At 61.5% G+C, this 8,992-nt stretch carries 9 protein-coding genes; 4 read left to right on the top strand and 5 right to left on the bottom strand.

Features of this window, described 5'->3' with window-relative positions:
• Positions 1 to 38 precede the first annotated feature (38 nt).
• Positions 39 to 1,034 carry a hypothetical protein gene (locus tag ANI01nite_RS16850; RefSeq protein WP_174787684.1) on the bottom strand — a complete coding sequence of 332 codons (996 nt, stop codon included), beginning with the start codon at positions 1,032 to 1,034 and terminating at the stop codon, positions 39 to 41.
• 250 nt (positions 1,035 to 1,284) lie between these two features.
• Between ANI01nite_RS16850 and ANI01nite_RS11670 the strand changes: the two genes are divergently transcribed.
• Positions 1,285 to 2,310, top strand: coding sequence for an RNase H family protein (locus tag ANI01nite_RS11670; protein WP_170214638.1), 1,026 nt, complete (start codon positions 1,285 to 1,287; stop codon positions 2,308 to 2,310).
• A gap of 76 nt (positions 2,311 to 2,386) precedes the next feature.
• Here ANI01nite_RS11670 and ANI01nite_RS11665 read toward each other — a convergent pair whose 3' ends face one another.
• Entirely contained in the window at positions 2,387 to 3,919 is a 1,533-nt protein-coding gene (locus ANI01nite_RS11665; protein WP_141358159.1) for a deoxyguanosinetriphosphate triphosphohydrolase family protein, read from the bottom strand.
• Positions 3,920 to 4,054: 135 nt separating this feature from the next.
• On the bottom strand, positions 4,055 to 4,921 hold the full coding sequence (locus tag ANI01nite_RS11660; RefSeq protein ID WP_141358157.1) for a 2-hydroxyacid dehydrogenase: 867 nt from the start codon (positions 4,919 to 4,921) through the stop codon (positions 4,055 to 4,057).
• A 212-nt stretch (positions 4,922 to 5,133) separates the two neighbouring features.
• Here ANI01nite_RS11660 and ANI01nite_RS16745 point away from each other — a divergent pair, with 212 nt between their 5' ends.
• Positions 5,134 to 5,337: a hypothetical protein gene (locus ANI01nite_RS16745; RefSeq protein WP_170214637.1), complete on the top strand. Its 204-nt coding sequence runs from the start codon at positions 5,134 to 5,136 to the stop codon at positions 5,335 to 5,337.
• A 43-nt stretch (positions 5,338 to 5,380) separates the two neighbouring features.
• Here the strand turns inward: ANI01nite_RS16745 and ANI01nite_RS11655 are convergent, their stop codons facing one another.
• Together ANI01nite_RS11655 and ANI01nite_RS11650 are read right to left on the bottom strand one after the other, a co-directional pair.
• Complete coding sequence (locus tag ANI01nite_RS11655; protein WP_141358155.1) at positions 5,381 to 5,950, bottom strand: YdeI/OmpD-associated family protein; 570 nt, start codon at positions 5,948 to 5,950, stop codon at positions 5,381 to 5,383.
• A 282-nt stretch (positions 5,951 to 6,232) separates the two neighbouring features.
• Complete coding sequence (locus ANI01nite_RS11650) at positions 6,233 to 7,531, bottom strand: helix-turn-helix transcriptional regulator (protein ID WP_141358153.1); 1,299 nt, start codon at positions 7,529 to 7,531, stop codon at positions 6,233 to 6,235.
• A 161-nt stretch (positions 7,532 to 7,692) separates the two neighbouring features.
• Between ANI01nite_RS11650 and hxlB the strand changes: the two genes are divergently transcribed.
• Both hxlB and hxlA read left to right on the top strand, forming a co-directional pair.
• Positions 7,693 to 8,289: a 6-phospho-3-hexuloisomerase gene (hxlB, locus tag ANI01nite_RS11645; RefSeq protein WP_141358151.1), complete on the top strand. Its 597-nt coding sequence runs from the start codon at positions 7,693 to 7,695 to the stop codon at positions 8,287 to 8,289.
• A 57-nt stretch (positions 8,290 to 8,346) separates the two neighbouring features.
• The gene (gene hxlA / locus ANI01nite_RS11640) at positions 8,347 to 8,970 is read left to right on the top strand and encodes a 3-hexulose-6-phosphate synthase (protein ID WP_141358149.1); all 624 of its coding nucleotides are present in this window, start codon (positions 8,347 to 8,349) and stop codon (positions 8,968 to 8,970) included.
• Positions 8,971 to 8,992: the final 22 nt, after the last annotated feature.

The following is an 8,992-nucleotide window of genomic DNA, read 5'->3' as shown; positions in this document are numbered from 1 at the left end:
GGCGCCGTTCCCTTATCGGGGAACGGCGCCTGCCTGTTTTAACGTTCTGCGGGTGTTTCCGCCAGCGGCACCGGGAAGTTCGTAACGACCCCGGGGTCGCTGCATTCCGCGGCCCTGGCCAGCAGCGCCGCCACGATCTCCCGATCCCGCGCTGGATCACGCACAATCTTGCCTTTCTTGTGGAAGAAGTCGCGGTAGTCGATGACCAGCAACGTCAATCCGTGCTGCGGAATCAGCGCCGCTTTGCAGGCATCGTAGAGCTTGCGCTGCGCCCCGCGCAGCATGCCGGCGGAGGTCACCTTGTTGTCGAAGAACGGGACGGGCTCCGAATGCTGCCGCTCGTGGTACTCCACCACCAGACCCAGCGCCTCGAAATAGCCGTCGACCGGCAACGCCTTGCGCTTGCCGCTCTTTAGCGACGGTTCCCCGCGCAACCAGTCGAAGGTTTGTTGGCCGGCGCAGGACATACCCAGCACCTCGGCGCACAGATCCAGCACGTAGTGCTCGTCGCGATGTCCTGCCTTGGCTGGCACCAGGGGAGCATCCGGTTCGGGTAGATAGCGCGGCGGTGCCGGGAAGCGGCGGTCGCTGCCCCATCCCAGTTCCCATCCCTCGGAATCATCGAAGTAGTCCGCATACGCCACCGGCAACTCGTCGAGCCGGGTGACCTGCGAGAGCAGCTGCGCGTACCAGCGCACGTAGTCCAGGTTTCCGGTCTCGCCCGGGGTGCTGCGCTGTAGCGAGGGCATGGCTTCGAGGATTGCTTCTGCGACGCTCACGCGGCTGACATCCTCGGGCATCTGCACGTCGTTGTTGAAGACATTGGCCCCGGCGGTGCTGTAGACGCAGGATTCCTCAGAATTGAACGGGTCGCCGAATTTGTCCTCGGGGTTCCATTCGGTGACGTTGTGGATGACGATCCGCCACGCGGTGCCCGAGGCATTGATGCCGGGCAGGATCCGCAGCCCGAGGTAGCCCAGCCGATGAAGCAGGCCGACGGCTTCCATGATTCTGAGGGGAAGTTGCGTGTCCACTGTGCTCCTTGCCGTGGGGTGATGTCGTTACCACGATCATGCCATGGCGCACGGACATTTCGACCAGGGTAGCCGGCGCGCGAGAGATCTCTCTCGCCAAGGTGCCCGTACGAAGATGAGCGGGCCGCCGGAATCCCGACTCTTTGAAGATTGGCGTCCTCGACCGACCGCCGTCCGGGCTCGGGCTAATTCGTCGGAGCCAGTCGATAGGATCGCCTCACATCGCCACAAACAGTCAGGAGGGATCTCGATGCTGGTGTCAGTTCCACGGCCGCAAATGCCGATTGCGCTTGAACCGGATGGCGTGCGGAGATTGGCCGGCGTGCAACGGCAGCCGCAGCCTTCAAGGCTGATCGCAGTTCTCGGACGTTCGGCATTCATTCGCGATGCCAAAGGGAACAAACAGCAGTACGTTCCATTCGCAGAACAGATAATCGAACGAAAGCACCTGGCCAAGCGAAGCACGCACGGTCTCCACTTCGATTTTGCGTTGACGTTGTGCGATTTCGTGAACCGCCCGTTACTGACGCTCACGGGTACCGCCGCATACGGGGAATTGGACAAGGCCATCCTGCAGGCTATTGCGGAGTTTTCCGGCACCAGCAAGATCTCGCAGCCGTCATCGATCGATCTATTGTTCCAGGAGGACGACGATCTTGGAACGGCGGAATTATCCATGAATCCCGTTTTCTGTCTCAATCCGTCATGGCAATTCGGGCTCGATCTCGGTATCGCCAACCAGGCCAATAGCCAGGCGCTGGCCCCGCTGGTGCAGGAATACCAGACGAATCTTCCAGTAGTTGCCTATACCGACGGTTCGTTGCCCCGGAACAGGAAGTTCCGCAGTGCTGGAGCGATGGTGAAATCTCAAGGCCATTGGGCCAGCGCAATCTCTCCGAAGTACTACATCCGTGACACTCTCCTGGCGGAATCCACTGGAGCGTTGCTGGCGCTTTCCCACGCCCCGCTCGATGCGGACCTGACCATTTTCAGTGACAGCCGTGCCCTGGTGAAAGTAGTGAACGACCTCGTGCACGGACGCCAGCGTTCCGCGAAAGTCCATCATGAGGTGCATGAGGGTCTTGAGCAGCGCACCGGGCGTACCCGTGCCTGCTGGGTTCGCGGGCACAACGGAAATCGGCATAACGAAGCAGCCAACCGGATGGCATTGCTGATGTCGCGGCATTTCAGCGTCCGGATCAATCCGCAACTGACACAGTCAAGGATGACAAAGATCGTTCTCGAGGAGCTGTCTCAGCAGGCTCTCGCGGCCTGAAACATGCCGCGATTTGTGGCCGGGTGCTGCACCGAGCAGGCGGGCTATCCCGCCGGCTCGGTGCCGCACCCGGCCGCTACAGCCCGCGGCCGGCCTCCCAGAGATTGTCCGAGGTACCGGTGAGCAGCGAATTCAGCGAGACGGCTTGGGCATCGGTGAAGGAAGCAATGTAATCGACGATGGCCCGGGCTTGGCCCAGCCGTTGGATTTCATGCGGGCCGGACTGCGAGAACAGCTCTGGGGTGCTCTCGCGCAGCTGGCGGTATTCCTCGGTGGTAGCTTCCACCGAGTCCAGCAACCGCCGCGGTGCACGACCGGCATCCTCCGGGTCGTTGAGCCAGGTGTTGAAGCCTTCTGCCAGGGAACGGATAATTCGCGTTTGCCCGCGCTGGTAGACCGCCAGATCTGAACGGTCCAAGACGAAGCGGGCATGGACAAACTTGAGAACCACGACGTCATGCCACGCTTCATCGCTCAAGCGGATATGGCCGCTGCGCACATTAGGCGTGCGTTCAACGGTGATGGATTCCTGCAACCGGTCAATCCATCGCCGCGTAAAGGCGGTAACCGCGCGGTCTGCCTGCAGGCCGCCGTCGTAGGGAACCGCGAGCAAGCCATCGACGAGGTCATGGCCGACCCGTTGCACCGAGGCGCGGAATGCTTCGGGATTGGCAATCCAGGGATCCTTGGCAAGGACATGGCGCCACGTAATTTCCAGTGCATGGCCCGGCTGCCGTTGGTCCAGTTCTGGAGCCTTCAGGGCTTGGAAGCGGACGGAGCTGTCCAGCCACGCTCGCAGTTCAGCGGAGACGCTGGTGTATTGCAGAATGCCGGCTCGATAGAAATCATCGAGGTCATGAACCGCGTAGGCGATATCGTCTGCGATATCCATAACCGAGCTTTCCAGCGTCTGCTGGTATTTTCCGATGCCTGGGAAGACCGAAAGGACATCGTTCATTTCCTCTGCCTCGATATCGTAGGCCGAATACTTCATGGCGCCAGCAGCCGGATTCGCGCCGACGCCGCGGGGGAGCAGCTCCGGAGCGACCGGGCCTTGACTGCGCCATTCATTGCGCGTCCAGGGGTATTTGAGCACTGCCGCGCGAACCGCGCGAGTCAGGTTCATGCCACGCGGTGTGGCATCGCAGCTGTCCAGGGCAGTGAGGATCCGGAAGGTCTGCGCATTCCCTTCGAATCCATCAGGAAGCCCCAAGGTATCGCGGGCAACCCGGTCGAGTTCCTGCTCTCCCAGATGGCCGAAAGGCGGGTGGCCCAGATCGTGGGCCGCTGCCGCCGCTTGGACAACTACAGGGTCGCACCCTCCCAAATCGGAGATAAGTCGCCTAGTCGGTTCGTCACTTCTTCTGAGGCTGATCGCGATGGAGCGCGCCACCGCGGAGACCTTAAGCGAATGGGTCAGGCGGTTATGGACCAGGGTCCCTGAACCCGCCTGTGGAATCACCTGCGTCACCGAGGACAAGCGGGAGAAATACGGGGAGAAGCGGATGCGCTCAATATCAATGCGGAACTCATCTTCACCGGTGCGATTCCGCTCGACGATAGCGCGGTCGCGTCCGCCGGTCTGATGCGTCTGTGCTCTAGTTTCCATCGTATGAACTAGCCTAGGCGAAAGGCCGCGAGATACCACGGGATTGTCATGCGAGTTCTTTAGCGGAACCGCCTCTACCACCAATCCTATCCGCAGGTTCCTACTGAAATAAGGCGCCTAATGAGGGCAACAAGATCAGCGAACGAGATTCAGTGGTGTCTGACCCGAAGAAAGCAACTGAACCTGTCGAGTTGCTAGTTCTGAAACCAATTCCACGAACTGTCCTGTATCACCAGCCATATGCGGGGTGATGATGCATCCCGGGGCGTTCCACAGCGCGTGGCCAACCGGCAGCGGTTCTGGGTCGGTAACGTCCAATGCAGCACGCAGCCGCCCGGACTCCAGCTCTTTAATCAGAGCTGCCGTGGCAACGATTGGTCCTCGCCCAACGTTGACCAAAAGGGCGCCGTTGTACATCCGATCCATGAACTCCGTGCCAATTAGGCCTTCAGTTTGGGGCGTGTGGGGCAAAGCGCAGATGACTATATCCGCTGAGGGCAATAGCTGATGCACGTTTGCAAAGGAGACAACGTCGATCCCGCCGTTGATGGTGCGCGAGGTGCTGGCAACTCCCGTGATCTGTGCAGGCTTGAATGGCTTGAGCCGTTCGATAATGGCTGTGCCCACGCCTCCAACGCCAAGTACTACAACATTCGATCCGTGCAGTGATGAGGTCCAAAGCCGCGACCAGGATTCTTCTTTCTGGAGCTGATAAGCCCTGGGAAGTTCGCGCAGTGAAGCAAGAATCAATGCCAGGCAATGCTCCGCAGTTGCGTCTTCAACCGCGCCCTTGGAGTTTGAAAGCGCGACATCCGCGGACAAATGATCCAGCACCCATTCGTAGCCGATGGATAGCAGATGGACATGCTTCAATCCAGCAATTCTCCCCACCCGCGATCGGTGCGATGGATCCACCGGTCGTTCGGTAACAAGCACGTCGGCTGCTGGCGGCTCGCCATCGTTGATATTCCACAAGATGGGTTCGACCCCGGGAATCTGCATGCTGTCGACCAAGCTCTGCCACGGAACTAATACACGCAAACCTTGAGTCCAATCGTGAGATGAGATAGTGCCGGGGTGGCCCGGGCTTTGAATTCCACCGTACCAAGGTGCTGAATGAAATGATCAGTTCCGCGTCCAACCTGATTTAGAAGGCGGATCATTCCACGGAATCATTTTTTCTGAGAACTTGGCGCTGAGTCTAAACTGGCAATATGACTCAGAGCGTGAAGAAAAGCCGACAGGCCGGACTGGGAATGACTACAGGAGCAATGTTCATTGCCTGGACCTTGGGCCTTGTCGGAGTAGTCATGCTGATTCTTGGAGGGGCCACTGCAGCCGCGCTAGTCATTCTTGCGGCAGCGATTCTGCAAGCAGGCGTCATGATCGCCGAAGCGATTTACCGCTCCAGAAGCTAGCGCTCAGCAGCACCATCCGTGTAGTGCTGTACCAGACCAAGGATCAACCTTCTGAACCCTGCTCAAGCTCTGCAACGAACCGTGCCAAGCGGGCAGTTCTCGTCTTCTCCGTCCGGGCAATCATCAGCTGATGCAGGATGTGATAGCGCGGTTGGGATTTCAAGGCCGCAAAGTTCCTGGCCGCCACGGCCGAGCGATCCAGCGCTTCTTGCAAATCCGGAGGAACCTGGGCGGTGGCCTGGCCTTGGTAGGCACGCTCCCACCGTCCATCTTCCTTGGCCTTCTGGATTTCCGCGAAGCCCCGTGGCCGCATGCGTCCTTGATCAATCAATTCCTGGGCGAATTCAGTGTTCTTCTGGGACCAGACAGAATTCTTCCGGCGGGGAGTGTAGCGCTGGAGGAAGGTCGTCTCATCGCGTTTGCGGCGGATGGCATCGATCCATCCGCTGCAAAGCGCCTCGGGCAATGCTTGTGCGACAGTGAGCGAGGTTGGGGAAGTCGTTCCCTTCTTTGCCACTACCAGCCAAAGGCCATCGCTGGTTTCTTCGTGTTCGTCGAGCCAAGCGCGCCAAGCGGTGACATCAGGAAGAATCAAAGCATCTAGTGGATCCATGGAATCTATCCTGCACCTCGTTGCCCATAGTTGCTAGAGCTTGGATTCACCGTTGGGATGATGCCTGCCATTGCTTGCTCGAAGGACGCCGGGTCGTGGTTGGAGACCGTGGAGCAATTTCCTGCTCCGGAACATCATGAAATGACCCGTCACGAATCGTGGCGAAGAGCGCGGCCAGCCGTCAGAGGGCCAAAGCGATGAGGGCTCGACCGCTGCATTTTCCTTCACCAGTTTGTCCCCGCGGGCCTGGTCATCGCCAAGCCCAGTATCAATGCCGGCAGGCTACGTGGAGCTGGCCACCCCATGGCTGTGCGCCAGCGCCACAGCTTGGGCGCGGGAGCTGACGCCCATCTTCTTGAAGAGATTGCGCACGTGGAATTTCACCGTGTTCTCGCTGATCCCCAGCGCCTGCGAAATCGCCCGGTTGCGCTGCCCCGCTGCCAGAAGCTGCAGGACCTCGAATTCCCGGCCGCCCAGGCTCCATTCGGCGATGTCCGCCGCGTCTGACGGCGGGGCGTCCAGCGGGAGTCTCACCGAGACTTCCGTGCCCCATCCGCCCATGACCTCGATCTCGATCAGCCCGTTCAATGCCTCCACGCGCCGCACGAGGCGGTCCAAGGCCGCCGCGGAGGGATCGATGCCGCCGCGTGCATCGTCGCGGACGTTGATCAGCAAATTCTCGCCGTCGCAGTCCCACTGCACCCGGATCCGCTGGATGTCTTCCTGCTCCATCATCGCCAGGGCCAGGCCGCGCACGATGGCCCGGGCGGCATGGGCCACCTCGCCGGGCAGCGCCCTGCCGTTCTTGGGCGGCTCGACGAATTGCAGATCCACGCCGCTCAAAGTGGTCAACGGGCGCAGGTCATCGCGCAAGCGGGTGAAAGCCGAAGCGACCGGTTCCTCCACGATGCTATTGGTGCGGTCATCCACGGTCTTGAGCCCAACCAGGGTCTTGGCCGCAAGGTCGATGGCGGCAACGCGCGCGGCCGCATCGTCCAATTGCGTGGAGCGCAAGGTCGCCAGCAGGATATCGAGGCTCGTCGCATACTGTTCCACCAGCTCGCCGGTGACCCGGACCCGCTCTGCCGAGACCGCGCGCGATTCGCGCAGATAGGACGGAGGGGCATCGGCCACCTTCTCGCGGATCCGGTTGGCGGCCAGATTCCACAGGTATTCGATCAACTCGGGCTGGCCACCGGCGGGGCGGGGCTCGATGAGCACCAGCAGCGCATTGCTGGGCGGGTAGCGCAGGGCGAAGATCTCCCGCGGAGCACCGCCGATCTCGGCACGCTCGCTCCAGTGGTTCTCACCGGGATGGGAACCGCGGATCCGATCCAGTTCCGCAATGCCCACCAGATCCGTGATGCGCTGGTCGCCGGCGAGCTTCCTGGGCCTATCGGTGCACTCCTCGGTGAAAATGGCCAGGGCCGCGCAACGGATTTCCGGAGCCAGGGCATCACGCAGGCGAACGGCGATCTGCGGCAGCGCGGCCGTGGCCAGCCGCGCGATCGATTCGAGCACCCCTGGTGCCGGTTCGGCAGCTTGCAGGCCAGGGACGAAAGAGGAATCCAGAATGCTCATGCAGGCGAGTGTATCGCAACTGGGGGGACCAGCAACTATCCGAAAGGATAGGTGAAACTGCCTGTAAATGGCGTGGCGGCCATCCCTTTCTGGCTGGAGGATTGACTCATGCCCATCAAAGCCTATCCGGTCCGCCGGGAGGCGCTATCGAAAGGAATGGCATGAACCCCATGGCTGAACCCCTCACCGAAGCGATATCCCCGCAGGATGTGCTGGACACCATGGACCTGGTCCACTCGGAGATCGAAGCAACTGTGCGGGGCGTGAAGCCGCGGCAGGTCATCGAGCTCGCAGCGCAGCTGCGCGCGGCACCTAGGGTGTTCGTCGCCGGCGCCGGACGCAGCGGGCTGGCCTTGCGCATGGCGGCGATGCGCCTGATGCATCTTGGCCTGGCCGTGCACGTCGCCGGGGATGCCACCACGCCGGCCATCGCCGAGGGGGACCTGCTGCTCGTGGCCTCCGGATCCGGAACCACCGCAGGCGTGGTCCAGAGCGTCCGCACCGCCCAGCGGGTCGGTGCCCGGATCGCGGCCATCACCACCGATCCATCCAGCCCCATCGGGTCGGCCGCCCACGTTCTCGTAGAAGTCCCGGCCGCTGGGAAAACGGACCACGGATCGTCCATTACCCGCCAATACTCCGGCAGCCTGTTCGAGCAGGCGCTGTTCCTGATCACCGAAATCGTGTTCCACACGCTCAGGAGCGCGGATGACGCCACCGCCCAGCAGCTGTGGCAGCGCCACGCGAATCTGGAGTAGACCGGCGTTTTGGCGCCAATACCAACCCACCATTAATAACCCCTGAAAGGGAACATCATGAAAATCCAAGTTGCCATCGATCTGCTCAGCACTGCCGAAGCGCTGGAGCTGGCTGGAAAAGTCGCCCCGTATGTGGACATCATCGAGCTGGGCACCCCGCTGATCAAGGCCGAAGGGCTGTCGGTGATCACCGCCATCAAGCAGGCCCACCCGGACAAGACGGTCTTCGCGGATATGAAGACCATGGACGCCGGGGAACTGGAAGCGGATATCGCTTTCGCCGCTGGCGCGGATCTGGTCTCCATCCTCGGGGTGGCCGATAATTCCACGATCGCCGGCGCAGTCAAGGCCGCCACCGAGCGCGGCAAGGGCATCGTCGTGGATCTGATCGGCATCGCTGACAAGCCAGCCCGGGCCCGCGAAGTTGCTGCGATGGGCGTCCAGTTCGTCGAATTCCATGCTGGCCTGGACGAGCAGGCGCAGCCGGGCTACGACCTGGATGTGCTGCTGAGCGCTGGCACGGCATCCCAGGTGCCATTCTCGGTGGCTGGCGGCGTCAGCATCAGCACGATTGCCGATGTCCAGAAGTCCGGCGCGCAGGTAGCCGTGGCCGGCGGTGCCATCTACTCCGCCGATGACCCGGCGCAGGCGGCCAAGGAACTGCAGGCCGCACTGGTCTAGACGCCGTTCTCCGTGGGGTCGT

Source organism: Glutamicibacter nicotianae (genome assembly GCF_006539525.1).
GTDB classification, from domain to species: domain Bacteria; phylum Actinomycetota; class Actinomycetes; order Actinomycetales; family Micrococcaceae; genus Glutamicibacter; species Glutamicibacter nicotianae.
Note: the sequence above shows the minus strand (reverse complement) of the source record. Positions and strands in the feature narration are given on the sequence as shown.

Excerpts from the sequence above, each read along its gene's own strand:
- ANI01nite_RS11670 (WP_170214638.1), top strand. The coding sequence starts at position 1,285 with ATGCTGGTGTCAGTTCCACGGCCGCAAATGCCGATTGCGCTTGAACCG.
- ANI01nite_RS11665 (WP_141358159.1), bottom strand. The coding sequence starts at position 3,919 with ATGGAAACTAGAGCACAGACGCATCAGACCGGCGGACGCGACCGCGCT.
- ANI01nite_RS11660 (WP_141358157.1), bottom strand. The coding sequence starts at position 4,921 with ATGCAGATTCCCGGGGTCGAACCCATCTTGTGGAATATCAACGATGGC.
- ANI01nite_RS16745 (WP_170214637.1), top strand. The coding sequence starts at position 5,134 with ATGACTCAGAGCGTGAAGAAAAGCCGACAGGCCGGACTGGGAATGACT.
- ANI01nite_RS11655 (WP_141358155.1), bottom strand. The coding sequence starts at position 5,950 with ATGGATCCACTAGATGCTTTGATTCTTCCTGATGTCACCGCTTGGCGC.
- ANI01nite_RS11650 (WP_141358153.1), bottom strand. The coding sequence starts at position 7,531 with ATGAGCATTCTGGATTCCTCTTTCGTCCCTGGCCTGCAAGCTGCCGAA.
- hxlB (WP_141358151.1), top strand. The coding sequence starts at position 7,693 with ATGAACCCCATGGCTGAACCCCTCACCGAAGCGATATCCCCGCAGGAT.
- hxlA (WP_141358149.1), top strand. The coding sequence starts at position 8,347 with ATGAAAATCCAAGTTGCCATCGATCTGCTCAGCACTGCCGAAGCGCTG.